Genomic DNA, 19,232 nt, shown 5'->3' with positions numbered 1-19,232 from the left:
GTCACCAGACCTTCAGGTGTGCGTCAGCGGCAGGTCAGCGCTCCTGCGTCCAGCCCCCGGCGGGGGCCCCCATCGCTGCGCGGTTCAGGGAATTGTCGTCTGCGAGGTGGCCGTTTAAGATAGAGGGGTTTAAGTCTTTGTTTTTGGAAGGAGAGCATCACCTTGGAAACCCTGCGCGTCTCCGGCACGTCACGCCCCAACGCCATCGCCGGTGCCATCGCTGCGCTGCTGCGCACCCAGGGCGAGGTGGAAATCCAGTCCATCGGTCCGGCCGCCGTGAATCAGGCGGTTAAGGCCCTGGCCATCGCCCGTGGGTACCTGACCGGCGACCGACTTGATCTGTACACCCAGCCTGAATTCGTGAAGCTGGACGTGCAGTCCGAGGAGCGCACCGCCGTGCGCTTTCTGGTCAAGGCCATTCCGGTCCCCCCGCCCCCCTCCTGAAGCTGTGCCGTGCAGAGCCCCCCTGGCGGGGGCTTTTGCCGTTTTGGGGGCCGGTGATGGGCTGACGAGGGGCTGATCCGAGTTCCGAACAATTCCGGAACACATGACGGAATGGTTCCGACTGGAGGAACTCGCAGCGCGGCGGAGCAGGAACAGAGACGGCTGTCCGGGCATTGGACCGCCCCCAGCCGAAGACGGGGAACATCCCCCTTCTTCCCGGATGTGACGGATATAGACGGCCGTCCGTATGACCCAGCGCCGCCATCACCGCCGCCTGTCTCATGTGCCTGCCGGAAAGCGCGGCGTCCGCCCTCACCTGACCCGGCCCAGACGGGGCAGCGGGCCGCCCTTCAGGGAATCTCCAGCTCGCCCTGCCAGCCGGGGGGCAGGCTCAGCAGCTGCTGCCGCGGCATATCCCCGTGCTTGAGCAGGAAAGTCAGAAAATTCAGCTCGCGTTCCTGGGGCACGCCATTGGGAAGCAGGTGGCGCTTCAGGCGGGTCAGCTGCCCGCTGCGTTCGTCCTCGGCGCGGGCCAGGGCGCGGGCGGCGAGGCGCTGCAGGTGCGCCACCCGGGCCACGGTGCGCGTGCGGGTGCGTTCGGCCGCGCCAGCCAGGGTGGGGTCCAGGGCGCCCAGTTCAGCGCTCAGGGTGTGCAGCTCGGCGTTCAGGGCGTCCAGGCGCCCCTGGGCGGCGGCGGCCGCGCCCCGCTCGCGGGCCAGGGCGCGCCCCAGCACGCCTTCGGGGTCAGCCTGCACCTGCGCGGCGCCCGCTTCCAGGCGGCGCAGCAGCCGCGCCACCGGAGGTTCCAGCCACGTCACGCTCAGGCGTGGCCACAGCAGGGGCTGCTGCAGGCCGTGCAGCGGGTACACATCCCGCAGCTGCGCGCCATACGCGATCTCGCCGGGGCCCACCACAAAGGCCAGGGTGGGCAGCAGCGCGTCCTGCACAGCCGGGCGCAGACCCGCCGCCGGGGTCAGGCGACTGGGGTCGGCCTCCAGCAGGGCCAGCAGTTCCGCGCGGGTGTAGCGGCGGGTTTCGGTGGCCAGTGCGGTCCCCTCCGCGCGCAGCAGGCGGCGCTGGCCGTCGTCCTCTTCCACAAACAGGTTGGTGGCGCCGGGCGGGCGGCGCAGCTGCGGCACAAAGCCGTCGCGCTCCAGCCGGGCCGCCGCCGCTTCAATGGCGGCCGACGACGCCAGGGGGTCGTGCAGTTCGCGCGCCAGGGCCGGGGCCATCAGGCGGGCCAGGGCCGGGTGCAGGGGGTCCAGCACCAGCAGCCCGGCCGGGGCCAGCAGGCCATGCAGCAGCCGGGCAAATACATCGGCGTAGCTGCCACCCCCCGCCAGCGCCGCGTCAATGCGCCGCCGCACGGCCGCTACATGTTCGGCGGGGCCATCAAAGGCGTCCAGCAGGGCGCGGACCTGCACGGTCCACTCGGAGCGCCAGGACACGCGGCCCACCGGCACGCCCGCTGGCACATCCAGGCTCAGGCGGTGCAGGGTCTCTGAACGGTCCAGCAGGGTGGTGCTGGCCACCTCAGCGGCGTCGTGGTCCTGACTGGCCACCCAGTACACGGCCACCACGGGCCTCTGGTCGGTGTGCAGCTGCCGGGCCAGCAGCGCGGCGTCCGCGCCCTTGTGTACGGCGTAGGCCGGGCCAGTCAGGGCGCCCGCCTGCTGGCCCGTGACCACCACGCGCGAGGCCGGGTGCGCCAGGTGGGCCAGGCCCGCTTCCACCTGTGCGTCCAGGGTGCCCAGGTCGCGGTGGTACGCGCGCAGGGCCTGCGCCAGGGCCGCGCGGTCCAGGTCTGGCCGCGTCTCGCCCAGCGCCTGCGCGGTGGCCCCATGTGCCAGCCGGAAATACCCGGTCATGCCCCCCTGTCTGAACTCTGCCGCTGCGCTGTTTGCCATGCTGCTGTGTTTCCTTCCGGCCTCTGGAGTGGGTGCGCTGCGGGGGTGTAGCCACGCGCGCGCGTGCTGAGCCTCGCGTGAACCGGGGCGCCGCATTGCAACACCCCTTACACTGCTTTGCTTTCTATTCCTCTGCCTTCTTCCCCAGAGGCCCCGTTATCTCAGGGGCTCGCGGGTGACCCGCTGCAGGCCCTCGCGGTCCGTGAGGATAATGCGGCGGTACCCCAGGTCCAGCAGGCCCCGGGCGCGGAAATCGCCCAGCAGTTTGGTGATGGTCTCGCGGGTGCTGCCCACCACGTGGGCGAGGTCCTGGTGCGAGACCCGGTCGCGCAGGGCCAGCGGGCCGCCTTCGGGCCAGGGCCCTTCCCGGTCGGCCAGGTGCAGCAGCGCCACAGCCAGCCGCTGCGAGACTTCCAGAAACACCAGCCCCGACAGCCGCTCCTGCACGCCCCGGGTCTGGCGGGTGATCTGCTCGGTCAGCGCCACCCCCACGGCGGGCTGCGTGGCGCTCAGGCGGGTCAGCGCCTCCTTGCCCAGCAGCAGCGCCTCGGTGTCGTCCATGGCCTCGGCGTACATGCCGTAGCCTGCGCCGCCCACCAGGGCCAGCACGCCCAGCAGGGACCCGGGCCCGTGGACATCCAGCGTGACTTCACGGGCGCCGGTGCCCAGGCGGTACAGCCGGGCCGCGCCGCGCAGCAGCAGGTACAGGGTTTCGGCCGGGTCTTCCGGGTGATACAGGAGTTCCGCGCGGCTCCAGCGGCCCACGCGGCCCGCCGCCATTACCTGCGCCTGAGCATCTGCGGGCAGGGCACCGAATGCACCGGGCAACATGCACAGCAGTATGCCACTGCGCCGCCCCGGAAGACCGCCGGGCCCCGGCGGGTGGTCTACAATCGGCCCCAGCATGACCATTCCGCAAGCCCCCGGGCGCCTGAGCCTGTTTGATCTGCCGCTGGACCCCGTTTCTCTGGAGGCCACCCTGGACCGCCTGGAGGGCTGGCTGGACGCGCCGCGCGCCCCGCACACCGTGGTGACCCTGAACCCCGAATTCATCGTGCAGTCGCGCACCCAGCCGGATTTCGTGAACGCCATTCAGGTGGCCGATCTGGTGACCGCTGACGGCGTGGGCATTGTCTGGGCCGCGCGCCAGCTGGCCGGGGTGGAGGTGCCGCGTGCGCCGGGCTTTGACATTGTGCAGGGCCTGATGAAGCGCCGGGGCGCGGGGCTGCGGGTGTTCTTCCTGGGGGCCAAACCCGGCGTGGCCGAGGTGGCGGCCCAGAACGCCGCGCGCGACTACGGGATTGTGGTGGCGGGCATTCACCACGGCTATTTCGACCTGCCCGAGGACCAGCGCGTGGCCGAACTGGTGCAGAGCAGCCGTGCGGACCTGCTGCTGACCGCCATGGGCGGCGGGCGGCAGGAAACCTTCAATCAGTACTGGCGGCAGGTGATGAACACCCCGGTCATGATCGGCTGCGGCGGCGTGATTGACGTGCTGGCCGGCACCGCCGATCTGGCGCCGGCCTGGACCCGCCGCCTGGGCGTGGAATGGATCTGGCGCGTGGGCCTGGACCGCAAGCGCTGGAACCGGGCCCCCCGCCTGGCCCAGTTTGTGCGCCTCGTGCGCGCCGAGAAAAAGCGGCTGGGCTAGAAGGGGTAGGGGAGAGGTAGGGCTGGTGAGGGCGCAGGTTGAGAAGAGTCCGGCCTGAACGGGCGCCGGGCCTCTCTAACGTCACCGGACCGTGGTCCGTGCCATCCCGAGGCCAACCGGCCGTCGTTCCTGGTCCTGGGCGCCTCCCGCTCACTGCTGTCAAACCAGCGCGGTTGAAGACAGGCCACACGGCGCCGCTGGGTGCAGAACGGAGCAAGGCGACGGCTGCTGATTGGCCGTCGCCCTGCTTCTTCCCTTAGCTAGGGGTGTGCTGACCCACCCGGTCCAGGGCGCGCCCCAGAGCCTCCAACATCAGGTTCACCTCGTCGGGCGAGATGTTCAGGGGCGGGCCCAGCAGCAGGTGGTCGCCCCGGGTGCCGTCCACCGCCCCCGAGCCGGGGTAGGTCAGCAGCCCTTCCTCGCGCGCGGCGGCGGCCACGCGCTCGGCCACGCCCGGCTGGGCGAACGCCTCGCCCGTGTCGGGGTCCCCCAGTACCACGCCCAGCAGCAGCCCCTGGCCGCGCACCGCCAGCACCTGAGGATGCTGGGCCCGCAACCCTTCCAGCCCGGCCAGCACCTGTGCCCCCCGCGCCCGCGCGGCCTGGGTCAGCCCTTCGCGCTGCACGATGTCCAGCACGCTCAGGCCAGCGGCCACGCTGACCGGGTGCCCGGCGTAGGTAAAGCCGTGCTTGAAGGCGCCGCTGCCCTCCATGACGGTGCCGTACACGGCGGGGCTGGCCAGCAGGCCCGCCAGCGGGGCGTAGCCGGCCGCCAGCCCCTTGCCCAGCACCACCACGTCTGGGGTCACGTCGCCCCCCAGCCGCACGGCCAGCGGCGCGCCGCAGCGGCCCATGCCGCTCATGACCTCGTCAGCGATAAACAGCACGCCGTACTCGCGGCAGATCTGGGCAATGCGGGCGTGGTAGCCCGCCTCTGGCGCCAGCGCCGCGTCCGAGGCCCCCACCACGGGCTCGCACAGGAAAGCTGCCACTGTTTCCGGGCCCGCCGCTTCCAGCACTGCGCGCAGGCGCTCGGCGTCGGCCTCGCCCGACAGGCTGGGGTCGGGCTTGGGCATCTTGGGCCACGCCTCTTCGCGCATCAGGGGCGCGTAGACCTCGCGCCGGGCGCCCATGCCCGAGGCCGCCAGCGCCCCCAGGGACGCGCCGTGGTAGCTGGGCACCCGGGTCACGATCTTGTAGCGCCCGGCCTCGCCCCGCTCCACGTGGTACTGCCGCGCCAGTTTGATGGCGCTCTCGTTGGCCTCCGAGCCACCTGAGACGGCCCAGAAGCGGAAGTCGGGCAGCCCCAGGAAGTCGGCCAGGCGCGCGGCGTAGGTCTCCAGCACGTCACTGGAAAACTGCGAGCCGTGCACAAAGGCCAGCCGGGCCGCCTGCGCCGCCATGGCCTGCGCCACCTCGGCGCGGCCGTGCCCAATGTTGGCCACCAGCGCCCCCGAGGCGCCGTCCAGATACCGCCGGCCCTGGGCGTCTTCAATAAACACCCCCTGGGCACGCACGGCGACGGGGTAGGACTTGCGGGAACGGTAGAACACGTTGGACATGGGCTGGGGCATCCTTTTGGGGGCTAGGGCTGCGGGGCAAAGGGGGCGGGGCGCGCCAGCCACTCACGCAGCGGCGGCGCGCCTTCCACTTCCAGGGCCAGCAGCAGGATTCGGCAGGCGGCGCGGTGGGCACTCAGGTCGGGAAAGGGGCGGACCTCGCGGTAGCCCGCCAGAAAGGCTGGTGCCTGCGGGGGGAAGAGCAGCACTTCCCACAGGCACAGGTCCAGCTCGGGCGGGGCCAGGACCGACGCTTCCACGTCCACCAGGCTGTCAGGCTGCCCGCCGCGCCACACGAACTGGCTGCCGTGCCAGTCCAGCAGCATGGGCACAGCCTGGGTGGGGGCGGGCGCAGCCCCGAACACGCGCGAGACCTCGGCCTCGTGGGCGGCCCAGGCCTGAAAGCGGAAACGCGGGGCCACCGCCCGCACGGTGGCCAGCGCGCGGGGGTAGAACTCGGCCACAGGCCAGCGGACGCGGCCCGTCACGTCCCCAAACCGCTGGGCCTGCCCCTGCTCATGCACCGCCGCCACCTGCCGCCCCAGGGTGTGGGCATCGGCCGCTGCCAAGTCGCCGGTGTCGCCGGGCAGGAACTCCACGCGCAGCGCGGGCCCCCCCCGGAACTCGGTCAGGCCGTAGACCTCGGGCACCGCCCAGACGTTCAGGCTCTGCCAGAAGCGGTAAGCCTGGGCGGTGGCCTGCAGGTCGCGCGGGTCGGTGCCAAACAGCTGCCCCAGACCCAGCATGAAGGCGCTGACCTCGGGCACTGTCCACCACGCGCGGCGCCAGATCTCGGGGCCGGTGGCCGTTTCGGCCAGCCACACGTGCGAGGCGCGGCTGGAATCCCCGGCGTTCAGTTCCGTGACGGTCCCGGCGGCTACCATGTGTCGCCGCCGCCGGGCGGGGGCCACGCCCCCAGCGCCTGGCGCACCGTCACGATCTGCCCGAAGTGGTGCGCGGTGTGCAGAGCCATATCGGCCAGCAGCTCGCCAATGGTTTCTTCGTGGTTCACCGGATTGGCCAGGTCCGGGCGCGCGGCGTGCGGGTCAATGCGGGCCAGCAGCTCGTAGAACTCGTTTTTCACCCGTGGCCATTCGGCGGCGTCCACAGTTGGCCAGGTGTCGGCCGCCGCCTTGGGGTAGGGCTGGCTCTGGCCCATCTCGATGATGTCCAGCATCCAGCGGTTCCACCAGTTCACGTGCGCCACCAGTTCCGCCACCGAATGCGGCAGTCCAGGGGGCCGGGTGGTGGCCCGCTCGTCCGACAGGCCACTGAGCGAGGCTTCCACGCCCACGAACGCCTGCCCCCCACGAAACAGCTTGGGAAGAAGGCGGGCAAAGGCCAGCTGCGCCCTGGAGATGCGGTCAGGATCAGTCATGGGGGTAGTGTTGCAGAAGGTCAGGGGTGGATGGTTGATGGTGAATGGAGGCCAGAGAGAATGACAGCGGAACCACAGATCAGGACAGCGGCCGAACTGGGACTCCGGTTGCGGGAGGCAGGAGACGCGGCGCAGATGCTGGGCGCCATTTACGGGCTTGACGGCCTCATTCTGTCGGCCGACGACCTCTCACCCAACTTTCTTGACCTGCGGTCCGGGCTGCTGGGCAACCTCTTTCAGACCTTCGCGAACTGGCGCCTGCCGGTGGCCTTTGTGGTGCCCGACCCCGCCGCTTACGGCGAGCGCTTTGCCGAACTGGCCTCTGAACATGCCCGCCACCCGGGCATCCGCTTTGTGCGCACCGAGCCCGACGCGTGGGCGTGGCTTCAGGCGAGTTTGGCCTGACGCCCCTCTCCATCAGCCATCACCCTTCGCCCATCAACCCTCAGTACCGCTGGGCAATCGTCTTGGTTTGCAGGAACCAGAACAGGTAATCCGGCCCGCCCACCTTGGCGTTCGTGCCGCTCATGCCGTAGCCGCCAAACGCGTGCGTGCCCGAAAGCGCCCCGGTGCACTTGCGGTTGATGTACAGGTTGCCCACGTGAATGCGGCGGCGGGCTTCCTCGATCTTGCGGGGGTCGCGGCTGTAAAAGGCGGCGGTCAGGCCATATTCGCTGTCATTGGCCAGTTCGATGGCGTGCTGCCAGTCGCGCGCTTTCGTGAATGCCAGCACGGGCCCGAAGATTTCCTCCTGAAACAGGGGATCGCTGGGGGGCACGTCGGCAAAGATGGTGGGGGCAACGTAGCCGCCCTGGCGCTCGCCCATGTCCGGCACCTCGCCGCCCAGCACGAGGCGGGCGCTCTGCTGGCCCCGCTCCACAAAGCCCATGATGCGCTGGGCGCTGCCCGTATGAATCACCGGGCCCAGGTCGGCGTTGTCTTCGGGCAGGCCCACCTTCAGCTGCCGGGCCAGCGCCGTGACCTTCTCCAGCAGCGCGTCATGCACGCTCTCTTCCACAATCACCCGTGAACAGGCCGAGCACTTCTGCCCCGCGTACCCGAAGGCCGCCTGCACGATGCCCTGGGCCGCCGCGTCCAGGTCGCCGTCGGCGCAGACCACAGTGGGGTCCTTGCCGCCCATCTCGGCCATCACGCGCTTGAGCCAGCGCTGGCCCGGCTGCACCTTCGCCGCGCGCTCGTAGATGCGGCAGCCGATTTCCTTGCTGCCGGTAAAGGCGATCATGCGCACGCCCGGGTGGTCCACCAGGGGATCGCCCAGCACGTCGTCGGTGCCGGTCAGGAACTGAATCACGCCCCGGGGCAGCCCGGCCTCGAACAGCAGTTCCACCATCAGGTACGACGAGAGCGGCGTTTCCCGGGCCGGCTTCCAGATCACGGTGTTGCCCGCCGCAATCGCGCCCAGGGCCATGCCCAGTGGAATGGCACTGGGAAAGTTCCAGGGGCTGATACAGGCCACCACGCCCAGCGGCTCGTACACCGTGGTCACGTGCTCGTCGGGCATGGGGTAGACCGGCTTGCCCTGGGCCCAGCGCAGCGCCTCGCGCGCAAAGACCTCGAAGTGGTCCACGGATTCGGCCACCTCGCCGTCGGCTTCCGGCCAGTTCTTGCCGTTTTCCAGCGTCATGACCGCGTTCAGCTCCAGGCGGCGGGCGCGCAGCAGCTCGGCAGCGCGCTTGAAGATGCTGGCGCGCTGAAAGGGGTCTGAAAAGCGCCAGTCCTCGAAGGCGCGCTGGGCGGCCTGCACAGCCTGCTGCAGCTGTTCCGGCGTGGCGTTCTGGAACTGCCAGACGACCTCGCGGGTATCGGCGGGGTTACGCACCTCGAACGTGCCGCTGCCCTGGGCAGGCTGACCGTTCACGATCAGGGGAAAGGTGCGGCCCACGTACTGTTCGCGGACCTGCTGGAACGCCGCGCGCTGCGCCTGCACCGTCGCCTCGTCGCGGAAGTTGAAATATGGTTCGTGCTCGAAGGGAAGAAACCCCTCCATCATGGTGGTCATGGCTGCCGCCTCCTCTGAATGTCCCCGGAGGCTAACACGCCGCGCTGGGAGGCGTACATACGCTGTCAGACGGCAAAATTCGGCGCCCCGTGCCCGGTGGGCGGGCAGCAGGCCCCTGTCAAAAGCTGGCATTTGAAAGGCGTGCCGCCCACCCGGCCCGGGGCCACGGCGCCCGCTGGTCATGGCCCAGTCATGGCCCAGGCGCCATGCTGCCCCCAGCGGCGCCTGAAGGAGGAGACCGCCGGCCCGCTTCACGGGCGCCCAGGCCGGAAGCGGCAGAGCCCGTTAAGCAGGGCCCGTGAAAAGGTGGTGCCCCGGAAGAGAGCACGTCCCTGAAACGCCCGTGTTCCTGAACTGCCCATGTTCCTGAACTGACAGGGCTGCCTGAACCGACAGGAACTTCGCACCGGCCCCCAGGAGGCCCCCATGCATGTGCCCACGCTGCCCAGCGGGATTCACCCCATCGGCAATTACCGCGTTCAGCCGGATCCCCGGTCGGGGGTCTACGCCATTCAGGTGCAGTGTGCGGGCCAGTGGCACCCGGTCTGCGCCGCCCGCCCCAACGAGGAAGGGTTGCTGCTGGCCCTGCTGCAGTCGCCCTTTCCCACGGTGCAACACGGCTGGCTGGTGGCGGCGCGCTCACCGCTGCCCTAGGCCGCTCCCCCACTTCTGGGCCGCCCAGCGCGCCGCGCACCTGGGCCAGATACCCGGGCCGCAGCCCCACGCTGCCCAGCACCACCCGGGTCATGCCCAGCAGCGCCGCCACGTCCGCGCACTTGGTCACCTGCTTTCCCTGGACCAGGACTGCTCGCAGGCTGGTGCCGCCAATGTTCAGGGCCAGCAGGGGCGAAGGGTGGGGCAGGGTTACAGGGGCACTGCAGAGAGCAGCTGGCTGAGGTTCTCGCGGTGAATCTGAAGCTCAGCCCAGCCGAGCGAGGAGCAGAAAACGTACGTTGCACCGGGAATGGCACCGGTTCGGCGCTCTGCTGAACCGGTGAACTGCGAGGGACGAGGCACTGAAAAAAGCAGAGGGCTGATGGCACAACCGCCTCAGCCCTCTGCCATAGACCATCCGCCTGTATTACACGTTGAAGCCGAACATCCGCATCTGGCGCTTGCCGTCCTCGCTCATCTTGTCGGGGCCCCAGGGTGGAGTCCAGACGAATTCCACGTTCACGCCGCTCACGCCGTCCAGTCGGCCCACGGCCATCTCGGCGTCGGCGCGGATCAGGTCCTGCACGGGGCAGCCCACGCTGGTGAGCGTCATGGTGATGTCCACCTGGCCGCCTTCCTGCACGTCCACGCCATAGATCAGGCCCAGGTCCACCACATTGACGGGAATTTCCGGGTCCTTAACGATCTTCAGGGCTTCGAGCACCTGGGTTTCGGTGGGCAGCTCGCTCGCCACAGCTGGGGTCTGTTCGGCGTCCATCAGCCCTGCTCCGTCTGGCCCTGCGTGTGGGGCAGACCATCGTTCACCCAGGCCATGGTGCCGCCCGCCAGGTTGACCACCTGCGTGTAGCCCTGCGCTTTCAGGAATTCCCCGGCGCGGGCGCTGCGGGCGCCGCTGCGGCAGATCATGACCAGTTCACGGTCGCGCGGCAGTTCGCTGTGGCGGGCTTCAAATTCGCTCAGGGGCAGCAGTTGCGCGCCGTGGGCACGCACCTCGTCGTATTCGTTCTGCTCTCGCACATCCACAAGCAGCGCCCCCGCCTGCACGCGGCGCTGCCCTTCCTGGGGGGTGACATCTTCCATGCGGCCCAGCATACCCGAGCGGTGAAATCCGAATGTGGATGGGCCTATCCTGCTTCCATGTCCCTGCCTGACGGCGTGACCCTCATTGACCTGCGCCCGGCGGCCCTGCGCGCAGCCGAGCCGCTGGCCGCCCTGACCCCGGCGCCGGTGCGGGTGCTGAGCCTGGACGAGATCGAGGCGGGCACGCACGGCCTGAGCCCGGCGCACGGCCCGCTGCTGGTGCTCTGCGAACGCGGCGTGCGCTCCGGGCTGGCAGCCCAGTACCTGCGCGCCGATGGCTTGGACGCTCAGGCGTACCCGGGGGGGGTGCCGGCGCTGCAGGCGGGACAGGGCTAGGGCCAGCCCGCGCCCCCTGTTCTACACTGGCCGCCATGTGTGCCCTGCCCCCCGGTTTTATTTCCACACGCGACGTGCTGGACGAGCGCTTGACCGGCCCCGACGTGCGCCGCCTGGAACTGGCGCACGGCAACGAGGAACTGCTGTATGGCCTGGACGTGCTGGGGCTGGCCGGGCCGTTTTCGCGTGTGACTCCCTGGGAGTTAGAAGACGAGCGCGGCGTGCGGCGCATCAACGCCAGCGGGTACGCGGCCATGCCCTTTGGCGAAATGCCCCCGGCCATCACCGCCTTTATGCAGGAGTTCCTGCAGAAGAACCGCGCCATGAGTCTGCCGCAGCAGTCCAGCGGGCCCTGGCGCGCGGCGCTGCAGGCCAATCTGGTGCGGCTGCTGGCCCGCGAATTGCCCAGCCACGCGCAGAGTCAGGTGTTTTTCTGCTCCAGCGGCACCGAGGCCATTGAGGGCGCCCTGAAGTTCGCCAAGGCGTGGCGCCCGCGCGCCAAGTTCCAGATTTCCTTTGCCAGCGGCTACCACGGCAAGACCCTGGGCAGCCTGAGCCTGACCCCCAACCCCGAATACCAGGACATCTTCCGGCCCCTGATTCCCGGCGCCCTGACCAGCCCCTACGGTGACCTGGACGCGCTGGCGGCCCTGATTCGCCGCGTGGGCCCGGACAACGTGACCTGCGTGGTGGTGGAACCCATTCAGGGCGAGGGGGGCGTGAATATTCCCCCGCCCGGCTTTCTGCGCGGCCTGGGCGAGCTGTGCCGCCGCCACGGCATTCCTGTCATTGCCGATGAAATCCAGACGGGCCTGGGCCGCACCGGCCACTGGTTCGAGTCGGCGGCGCAGGGGCTGGACCCGGACATCATCACGCTGGCCAAGCCGCTGGGCGGCGGCATGACGGCGGTGGGCGCCACCATTGTGCGCGCGCCCATCTACAAGAAGATGCTGGGCGGCCTGAGCAGCAAGCGCCACAGCAACACCTTTGGCGGCGGCGCGCTGGCCATGGCGGTGGGCCTGAAGAGCCTGGAATACCTGCTGGAGCACAACCTGCCGGAGCGCAGCCGCACCCTGGGCGCCCAGGGGCTGGCCCGGCTGCAGGCGGTGCAGCGCCGCTTTCCGGGCCTGCTGGAAGACGTGCGCGGGCAGGGGCTGCTGCTGGCCATGCAGTTTCGCCCCATGCTGGGGGTGCCGCTGCCCGGCGCCCTGAAAGAAATCCTGTTTGAAGCCACCGCCATCCTGGCCCTGCGCGAGCTGCACGGCGCGGGCGTGATGGCCAACCTGTCCCTGAGCAGCAAGCGCACCGTGCGCCTGACCCCCGCCCTGGACATGCCCCAGGACGTGTTTGTCACCCTGATGGACCGCGTGGAAGCGTTTGCCCAGACGCACCCCCATGCCCGCGACCTGCTGCTCAAGACCCCGCCTCAGGTCACGGCGCGCCTCGCCAGTTTTGCGGCCAGAAGCCCGAAGAAGCGCACGCCGAGTGATGGATAAAAGGAGGTGAGCTGTGGGCTGTAGGAAAACCGCTGTTCCTGCAGCCCACCACCCACGCCCCACAACCCCCTACGCCACGCCGCACGCCCGCTGCACCAGCAGGTGCAACTCGTCGCGGCCCAGGCGGCGCACTTCCAGGGGCAGGTCGGGCGGCAGGTCGCTCAGGCCCGGCACGATAGGTGCAAAGCGCAGTTCGGGGCGGGCGATCAGGTCGCGCCGGGCGGTCAGGGCCAGGGTGAAATCCACCCGCAGCTCAAAGTGGGCGTTCAGTTCGGCACGCAGCGGCGCCGGGTCCCCCGAGAGCAGGGCCACCAGCGCCGGGTGCGGCGCGAAGCTGTCTTCCAGGTGGGTGGCCGTGCGGGCGGTGTCCAGAAAGATCCCTGCGCCCGGCAGCACGTACCCGCTGATGCGCCGCCGGCAGACCTCGGGGGCGTCGCCGCGCACCGCCGTGACGTGGCGACCGGCCCGCGCCGCGCCCCCCAGCAGGCTCCAGAACCGGCCCAGACTAGAATAGCGCGCCAGCTCCACATGCCCCGCCGGTTTGGTGGGCAGGGGCCGCGTGGGCCGGTCTGCAGAGGGGAGGGTCACGCCGCCATGCTAGCCCGCGCCCGGGCCGCACAACGGGCCCCGCGTTACGGAAGAAAGGGGGGCCGGGGAGCGGTGCCCTGTCCTGCTCGGTTCAGGTGGGCGCCGGGGGGCCCCACCCCTGGCTGGGCCAGTACACGGCCCAGGTGTGCTCAAACCCCTCGGCCTGCAGGCGCACCGGCCGGGTCGTGCCGGCCAGGGCGGCAACGGCCCGGGTCAGGCGCTCAAAGGCGGCTTCATCGGGAACGTCGTTCGGGTGCAGCGTGGCCGTCAGCGGTGGCAGCCCGAAATTCACAATCAGGATCAGCCGCAGGCCGCCCGGGTCCACCTGAACCTCCAGCGAGTGTTCTGCCTCGTCCACCAGGGCCTGAAGGGTGCTGGGGTCCGGCAGGGGTGCGGGCTCGCCGTCCAGCAGGAAGGTCCAGGGCAGTGGACAGTCGCCCAGCACGGCACACAGCCCGTTCGCGTCCAGGGCTTCAACACTCAGCTCCAGCAGGGAGCCGTCAAAGTCAAAGGCGTCCTGCAGGTCGGCGCGCTTCATGGGCGCACCCGCTCGGCGCCGGCGTACACGGTCAGGCGGCCTTCGCGGGCAAAGCCGCACAGGGTCACGCCGAAGGCGGCGGCCGTGTCCACGGCCAGGGTGGTGGCCGCGCCCACCGCCACCACCACGCCCAGCCCTGCCGCCACCGCCTTCTGCACAATCTCAAATCCGGCGCGGCTGCTCACCACCAGGACGTGGTCCGTCAGCGGCAGGAGGCCGCGTTCCTGCGCCCAGCCCACCACCTTGTCCACCGCATTGTGGCGCCCCACGTCCTCAAAGGCGGCCCGCAGCGTGCCCCCGGGGGTAAACAACCCCGCACCGTGCAGGCCGCCGGTCCGGGCAAAGCCGGGCTGGGCGGCGCGCAGGCGCTCGGGCAGGGTGACCAGCCGCGCGGCGCTCAGGGGCCCGGCGGTCCAGCCCGGCGCCGGGGCCCGCCCCAGCAGCGCCTCGATGCTGCCGGTGCCGCACACGCCACAGGCACTGGACGACACCGTCAGCCGGGCGCGCAGGGCCAGCGCCGCAGGGTCCGGCGTGCGCAGGTGCCAGAGGTTGGGGCTGTCCGGGTCGGCCTCCAGCGCAAACTCGTCCGGCAGCAGGCCCTCGGCCACCAGCCAGCCCAGCAGCAGTTCGCGGTCATGGCCCGGCGTGCGCATCAGCACGCCCAGGGGCAGCGGGCCGTCCGGGGTGGGCAGCCGCAGTTCCAGCGGTTCTTCCTGGGCCACGGCGTCCTGGTGCGCCTGCCCCGCCGGAAAGCGCACCACTGGCAGCCGGGCACCGCTGGCGCTCAGCGCCCCACCTCGGCCGGGTGGGCGCTGGGCTCGGCGTCCCCGGCCTCGCGCAGGGCGCGGCCCATGCCCTTCAGGAGCGCGAAGATCGCTCCCAGGGCCACCTGCACGTCGCGGTCTTTGAGGAGCGTCAGCAGTTCGCCCAGGCCCAGCCCCCGGCCCAGGGCCACGTGGCGCGCGCCCTCGTTCAGGCCAGTGCTCAGGGCGTGGCCCAGCAGGCCCACCTCGCGTGGGTCCAGGGTGCCCAGGGTCCGGGTCAGTTCGGCCACGTTGCGCAGGGCCCGGGTGCCGCCGGGGCTGCCCAGGCCCTGCAGCAGCGCGGCGCTCAGGCCCTCGCCGCCGCGCACGGTGCGGCCCAGTACGTCCAGCACGCCGTGGTCGTGCAGGGCGCGCAGCAGGGCCAGCCCCTCCAGCAGGGCCTCGGTGGAATCCTGAACCTCTGCGTGCAGGCGCTGCTGGGCAGTGGGCGGTTGGGGGACGTAGTCCAGCGGCTTGGCCATGGGGGCTCCTGCAGGGGCGAGAACGGCGGGTGGGAGCGGGAACAGGGGAAGCGAGAAGGGGCTAGGGTGTGTCTGGCCCGTCGTCGGCGCCCAGGCGGTCAGTGCGGGCGTTCAGGCTGTTGCCATGCCCGGCCAGGGCGCGGCCGGGAAACACGTAGTCGGGCCGGGCCCACTTGCGCGCTACCTCCACGCCCGGCTGCGGGGTGGGGTGGCCCCAGCGCGGATTGCCCCGGGGCAACGGGTTCTCGCCCACCTCGGGCAGGATCTCCAGGCGCACGCTGGTGTCCTTGTAGGCCGGGGTGTTGGTCTGGCGGTCGCCGCCGCTGCCGGTCAGGCGGTTCACGGCCGCCTCGGCGTGGCGGGCGTTCATGGGCAGGTACAGCTCGTTGCCCCGCACCCGTCCGGTGACCAGCGCCCGCACCCGCACGGCCCCGTGGGGGCTGACCAGCCGCACCCACCTCCCGCTGTCCAGCCCGCGCTCGGCGGCCAGTTCAGGGCTTACCTCCACGAAGGTGTCCGGCACCTTCTGGCGTAGCCCCGGCACCTGAAAGGTCATGTTGCCCTCGTGAAAGTGCTCCAGCAGGCGGCCGCTGTTCAGGTGCAGGTCGTACTCGGCGTTCGGGGCAGATGTGCGGGGCTGGTAGGTGGCGGCCTTCAGGCGGGCCTTGCCGTCCGGGAAGTGAAAGCGCTCCTCATACAGCAGCGGGGTGTCGGTGCCGTCTTCAGCGACCGGCCAGCACAGCGAGCCGTAGCCCGAGAGGCGTTCGTAGGTCACGCCGGCGTAGAAGGGGGTCAGGCGGGCAATCTCGGCCATGATGTCGGCGGGGTGGGTATAGGTCCAGTTCGCGCCCAGACGCTGCGCCACGGCCTGATAGATCTCCCAGTCGGCCCTGGTGCCCTTCAGGGGTTCCATCACGCGGTACAGGCGCTGAATGCGCCGCTCGGTGCTGGTAAAGGTGCCCTCCTTTTCCAGCGAGGCGGCGGCAGGCAGCACCACATCGGCGTAGCGGGCCGTGTGGGTGAAATACAGGTCCTGCACCACCAGGAAGTCCAGGGCCTCAAAGCCCCGCGCCAGATGGTTCACGTTGGCGTCGGTCAGGCTCATCTCCTCGCCCGTGATCCACAGCCCTTTGAGCTGGCCGGAAAGTGCCGCGTCCATCAGCTGGGTGTTGTCCAGCCCGCGTTCGGGGCGCAGCGTCACGCCCCATTCGCGCTCGTGGCGCGCCACGGCCAGGGGGTCGGTGGTGGCCTGGTACCCGCTGACCTGATCGGGCATGGCGCCCATATCGCCCGCCCCCTGCACGTTGTTGTGCCCGCGCAGGGGATAGGCCCCGGTGCCGGTGCGGCCATAGTTGCCTGTGAGCAGCAGCAGGTTGCTGATGGCGGCGCTGGTGTCGCTGCCGCCGCACTGCTGCGTGACCCCCATGGCCCACAGGATGCACAGGCCCTCGGCCGCCGCCATCTGGCGGGCCAGGGCCTCCAGGGTGGCGGTCGGAATGCCGGTCTCGGCCTCGGCGGCGGCCAGGGTGTAGGCGGCCAGCGAGGCGCGGTATTCGTCCAGGCCACCCACCCGCGCGTCCAGAAACGCCCGGTCCTCCAGGCCGTGGTCCAGAATGAACCGGCACACGGCGCTGATCCAGACAAAATCGGTGCCCGGTTTCGGCCGGATGAACTGATCGGCGCGGCGGGCCATCTCGTGCTCGCGCAGATCAAAGACAATCACCCGCGTGCGGCCCAGCTTCTGCGCGCGCTTGACCCGGGTGGCCAGCACAGGGTGGCTCTCAGCGGTGTTGCTGCCGATAATGACCACCAGACTGGCCTGTTCGATGTCGTGAATGGTGCCGCTGTCCCCGCCGATCCCCACGGTCTGCGAGAGTCCCTTGGTGGCGGGCGACTGGCAGTAGCGCGAGCAGTTGTCCACGTTGTTCGTCCCAATCACCTGCCGGGCGAACTTCTGCACCAGGAAGATGTCCTCATTGGTGCTCTTGCTGCTGGCCACAAAGGCCAGGGCGTCGGGGCCGTGCGCCGCGCGAATGCCCTCCAGGCGGCTGGCCACCAGATCCAGCGCCTCGTCCCAGCTGGCTTCCCGAAAGCCGGTGGCTTCCCGGATCAGCGGGGTGCTCAGGCGCCCAGGACTGTTCACATAGTCCCAGCCGAATTTCCCCTTCACGCAGGTAGAGATGCCGTTGGCGGGGCCCGGCCCCGGTTCCACCTTCAGAATCTGACGGTCCTTGGTCCACACGTCAAAGGTGCAGCCCACCCCGCAGTAGGTGCAGACGGTCTTGGTCTGCGCCACAGAGCCGCGCCGCGCCGCCGCCTCGATCTCGGAAATGGCCGTGATGGGCTGCAGGCCGGTGCTGGCTTCCAGGCCCTTGACCACCGCCGTGGCCGCGTTCCACACCGGCAGGGGCAGGCCCGTGAACAGCCCGGCCTCGCCCAGCATGCTCTTTTCCATCAGGGCGTTGCAGGGGCACACGGTGACGCAGTGACCGCACGACACGCAGCTGGACTCGTTGATGGCGCGCCCGCCGTCCCACAGCACCCGGGGCTGCCCGGCCTCCCAGTGGATGCTCAGGGTTTCTTGCACCTGCACGTTCTGGCACGCCTCCACGCAGCGCCCACACAGGATGCACTGGTCCGGGTCGTAGCGGTAGAAGGGATTGGAGTCGTCCACCGGAAAGCCCTTGGGCTGAAAGGGCCGGGTCTGGTGGGCCGGGGCCAGCAGGCTCAGCGTGTTGTGCACCGTGCAGTTGCCGTTGTTGTTGTCGCACACCGTGCAGTACAGGTCGTGGTTGGCCACCAGCCGGTCGTAGGCGTCGCGCTGGGCGGCGCGGGCCGCCTGGGTCTGGGTGCGCACCACCTGCCCGGCCTGGACCGGGGTGCCGCAGGCCCGCGCCAGTGCCCCGTCCACCTCCACCACGCAGGTGTCGCAGGTCTGCACGGGCCCCAGTTGCGGGTGGTAACACACCTGCGCCAGCTCGGTGCGCGCCCGGTTGACCACCTCCACCAGGGGCTCGCCCTCGTGGGCTGCCCAGGCCACGCCGTCCACCTGAATGCTGACCGCCCGCCCCTGCGGCGGCCGGGCGGGGCCCACCACCGAACGAAGCTGCGCGCCGTTTGGTACGTCTCTTTGCCCCATGAAGCCCCCTTGCGAACCTTGTGGGGAGTATAGGGGGTCTATGGTCGATGGCAGATGGTCAATGGCAGATGGCTCAAAGAGGTTTTGCCATCTGCTGTCCGCCATCTGCACGCCCCCCAGAGCGCCTACAGCACCAGCACTCCGTGATGCTTGGCCTGCTCCTGGGGCTCGACGTGAATGGTCACGTTCACCTCGGGCATCTCGGCGCGCAGGGCGTCTTCCAGGCGGTCGCAGATGGCGTGCGCCGCCGAGACAGTCATGTCGCCGGGCACCACCATATGAAACTCGACAAAGGTCACCCGGCCTGCATGGCGGGTGCGCAGGTCGTGCATTTCCAGAGCGCCTTGGCCGTGTTCGCTGAGCAGCGTGCGAATGCGGTTCTCGGTCTGGGGCTCCACTGCCGCGTCCATCAGCCCGCCCACGCTGTCGCGCACGAGGTGCCAGCCGCTGTACAGAATGTTCAGCGCCACCAGCAGCGCCAGCAGGGGGTCGAGCACATGGAGTCCGGTCAAGCGCGCCGCCACCACGCCGATCAAGACCCCCACGCTCGTCACCACGTCGCTCAGAATGTGGCGCCCGTCGGCCAGCAGGGCCGGCGAACGCAGGGCCCGGCCCCGGCGCAGCAGCACCGAGGCCCACACCGCGTTGATCACACTGGCCCCCAGGTTCACCGCCAGGCCCGCGAAGGGCGCGTCCACCGCGCGGGGAGAAAACAATGCTGGCCACGCCTCGCGCGCAATGCTGACGGCGGCCAGCACCACCAGCACCCCCTCGGCCACCGCGCTGAAGTATTCGGCCTTGGTGTGCCCGTAGGGGTGTCCGGCGTCGGCGGGGCGGGCGGCCACGCGCAGGGCAATCACCGCCGCCACCGCCGCCGCCACATTGATGATGCTTTCCAGCGCGTCGGAGTACAGGGCCACGCTGCCCGTCATCAGGTAGGCGACGAACTTCAGCCCCAGCACCACCACCGCCACCAGCACGCTGCCCAGCGCCAGTCGCGTGGCGCGGGCGGCGGTCTGCTGGGACGCCTGGGAGCCAGTCACCGCAGGAGCGTAGCAGGGTTAGGTGCAGCAAAAGGCGTGCCCTGCCCAGAGACACCCGCCGCCGCTGATTACGCCTGGAACAGAACCGTGCCTG

Annotated in this window: 20 protein-coding genes; 6 read left to right on the top strand and 14 right to left on the bottom strand. The window is 70.3% G+C overall.

What is annotated here, in order from left to right; translation table 11 throughout:
- The first annotated feature begins 162 nt into the window (after window positions 1-162).
- Window positions 163-444, top strand: a complete 282-nt coding sequence (locus tag C8263_RS03345; protein ID WP_107136681.1) for a stage V sporulation protein S — start codon at window positions 163-165, stop codon at window positions 442-444.
- Window positions 445-794: 350 nt separating this feature from the next.
- On the opposite strand, the gene bshC is transcribed toward C8263_RS03345, so the two are convergent.
- Both bshC and C8263_RS03335 read right to left on the bottom strand, forming a co-directional pair.
- Window positions 795-2,351, bottom strand: a complete 1,557-nt coding sequence (gene bshC, locus C8263_RS03340) for a bacillithiol biosynthesis cysteine-adding enzyme BshC (protein ID WP_107136680.1) — start codon at window positions 2,349-2,351, stop codon at window positions 795-797.
- Window positions 2,352-2,507: 156 nt separating this feature from the next.
- A complete protein-coding gene (locus tag C8263_RS03335) occupies window positions 2,508-3,182 on the bottom strand; it encodes a Crp/Fnr family transcriptional regulator (RefSeq protein WP_107136679.1) in 675 nt (224 codons plus the stop codon).
- A gap of 73 nt (window positions 3,183-3,255) precedes the next feature.
- Here C8263_RS03335 and C8263_RS03330 point away from each other — a divergent pair, with 73 nt between their 5' ends.
- Window positions 3,256-4,002: a WecB/TagA/CpsF family glycosyltransferase gene (locus C8263_RS03330; RefSeq protein ID WP_107136678.1), complete on the top strand. Its 747-nt coding sequence runs from the start codon at window positions 3,256-3,258 to the stop codon at window positions 4,000-4,002.
- Window positions 4,003-4,258: 256 nt separating this feature from the next.
- Here C8263_RS03330 and C8263_RS03325 read toward each other — a convergent pair whose 3' ends face one another.
- Genes C8263_RS03325 through C8263_RS03315 form a run of 3 tightly spaced genes read right to left on the bottom strand, consistent with a single transcriptional unit; the run spans window position 4,259 to window position 6,938 of the window.
- Entirely contained in the window at window positions 4,259-5,563 is a 1,305-nt protein-coding gene (locus C8263_RS03325) for an aminotransferase family protein (RefSeq protein WP_107136677.1), read from the bottom strand.
- Window positions 5,564-5,586: 23 nt separating this feature from the next.
- Window positions 5,587-6,444, bottom strand: coding sequence for a protein kinase family protein (locus C8263_RS03320; protein ID WP_107136676.1), 858 nt, complete (start codon window positions 6,442-6,444; stop codon window positions 5,587-5,589).
- On the bottom strand, window positions 6,438-6,938 hold the full coding sequence (locus C8263_RS03315) for a DinB family protein (protein ID WP_107136675.1): 501 nt from the start codon (window positions 6,936-6,938) through the stop codon (window positions 6,438-6,440). Before C8263_RS03315 ends, C8263_RS03320 begins: the two co-directional genes overlap by 7 nt.
- Before the next feature lie 60 nt (window positions 6,939-6,998).
- Between C8263_RS03315 and C8263_RS03310 the strand changes: the two genes are divergently transcribed.
- Window positions 6,999-7,343, top strand: a complete 345-nt coding sequence (locus C8263_RS03310) for a DUF4180 domain-containing protein (protein WP_107136674.1) — start codon at window positions 6,999-7,001, stop codon at window positions 7,341-7,343.
- A 40-nt stretch (window positions 7,344-7,383) separates the two neighbouring features.
- Here C8263_RS03310 and C8263_RS03305 read toward each other — a convergent pair whose 3' ends face one another.
- On the bottom strand, window positions 7,384-8,958 hold the full coding sequence (locus tag C8263_RS03305; protein WP_107136673.1) for an L-glutamate gamma-semialdehyde dehydrogenase: 1,575 nt from the start codon (window positions 8,956-8,958) through the stop codon (window positions 7,384-7,386).
- Between the two features lie 426 nt (window positions 8,959-9,384).
- Here C8263_RS03305 and C8263_RS19205 point away from each other — a divergent pair, with 426 nt between their 5' ends.
- On the top strand, window positions 9,385-9,612 hold the full coding sequence (locus tag C8263_RS19205) for a hypothetical protein (RefSeq protein ID WP_158263732.1): 228 nt from the start codon (window positions 9,385-9,387) through the stop codon (window positions 9,610-9,612).
- Between the two features lie 427 nt (window positions 9,613-10,039).
- Here the strand turns inward: C8263_RS19205 and C8263_RS03295 are convergent, their stop codons facing one another.
- Complete coding sequence (locus tag C8263_RS03295; protein WP_107136672.1) at window positions 10,040-10,390, bottom strand: metal-sulfur cluster assembly factor; 351 nt, start codon at window positions 10,388-10,390, stop codon at window positions 10,040-10,042.
- Window positions 10,390-10,713 (bottom strand): rhodanese-like domain-containing protein, encoded by a 324-nt coding sequence (locus tag C8263_RS03290; protein ID WP_233218614.1) that lies wholly within the window; start codon window positions 10,711-10,713, stop codon window positions 10,390-10,392. Before C8263_RS03290 ends, C8263_RS03295 begins: the two co-directional genes overlap by 1 nt.
- A gap of 57 nt (window positions 10,714-10,770) precedes the next feature.
- Here C8263_RS03290 and C8263_RS03285 point away from each other — a divergent pair, with 57 nt between their 5' ends.
- Together C8263_RS03285 and C8263_RS03280 are read left to right on the top strand one after the other, a co-directional pair.
- Window positions 10,771-11,049 carry a rhodanese-like domain-containing protein gene (locus tag C8263_RS03285; RefSeq protein ID WP_107136670.1) on the top strand — a complete coding sequence of 93 codons (279 nt, stop codon included), beginning with the start codon at window positions 10,771-10,773 and terminating at the stop codon, window positions 11,047-11,049.
- Window positions 11,050-11,084: 35 nt separating this feature from the next.
- Window positions 11,085-12,545: a class-III pyridoxal-phosphate-dependent aminotransferase gene (locus C8263_RS03280; protein WP_107136669.1), complete on the top strand. Its 1,461-nt coding sequence runs from the start codon at window positions 11,085-11,087 to the stop codon at window positions 12,543-12,545.
- Between the two features lie 69 nt (window positions 12,546-12,614).
- Here C8263_RS03280 and C8263_RS03275 read toward each other — a convergent pair whose 3' ends face one another.
- The 6 genes from C8263_RS03275 to mntE all read right to left on the bottom strand — a co-directional run bounded on the left by C8263_RS03275 (window position 12,615) and on the right by mntE (window position 19,138).
- Complete coding sequence (locus C8263_RS03275; RefSeq protein WP_107136668.1) at window positions 12,615-13,133, bottom strand: hypothetical protein; 519 nt, start codon at window positions 13,131-13,133, stop codon at window positions 12,615-12,617.
- A 91-nt stretch (window positions 13,134-13,224) separates the two neighbouring features.
- A complete protein-coding gene (locus C8263_RS03270; RefSeq protein ID WP_107136667.1) occupies window positions 13,225-13,671 on the bottom strand; it encodes a hypothetical protein in 447 nt (148 codons plus the stop codon).
- Window positions 13,668-14,429: a formate dehydrogenase accessory sulfurtransferase FdhD gene (locus tag C8263_RS03265; RefSeq protein ID WP_107136757.1), complete on the bottom strand. Its 762-nt coding sequence runs from the start codon at window positions 14,427-14,429 to the stop codon at window positions 13,668-13,670. The genes C8263_RS03270 and C8263_RS03265 overlap by 4 nt, the downstream gene beginning before the upstream one ends.
- A 26-nt stretch (window positions 14,430-14,455) precedes the next feature.
- Entirely contained in the window at window positions 14,456-14,956 is a 501-nt protein-coding gene (locus tag C8263_RS03260; RefSeq protein WP_107136666.1) for a helical membrane plugin domain-containing protein, read from the bottom strand.
- Between the two features lie 61 nt (window positions 14,957-15,017).
- Complete coding sequence (fdhF, locus tag C8263_RS03255) at window positions 15,018-18,095, bottom strand: formate dehydrogenase subunit alpha (RefSeq protein ID WP_107136665.1); 3,078 nt, start codon at window positions 18,093-18,095, stop codon at window positions 15,018-15,020.
- 125 nt (window positions 18,096-18,220) lie between these two features.
- Window positions 18,221-19,138 (bottom strand): manganese efflux transporter MntE, encoded by a 918-nt coding sequence (gene mntE, locus C8263_RS03250; RefSeq protein WP_199188291.1) that lies wholly within the window; start codon window positions 19,136-19,138, stop codon window positions 18,221-18,223.
- Window positions 19,139-19,232 lie beyond the last annotated feature (94 nt).

The sequence above is a fragment of the Deinococcus arcticus genome (genome assembly GCF_003028415.1).
GTDB classification, from domain to species: Bacteria; Deinococcota; Deinococci; order Deinococcales; family Deinococcaceae; genus Deinococcus; species Deinococcus arcticus.
Note: the sequence above shows the minus strand (reverse complement) of the source record. Positions and strands in the feature narration are given on the sequence as shown.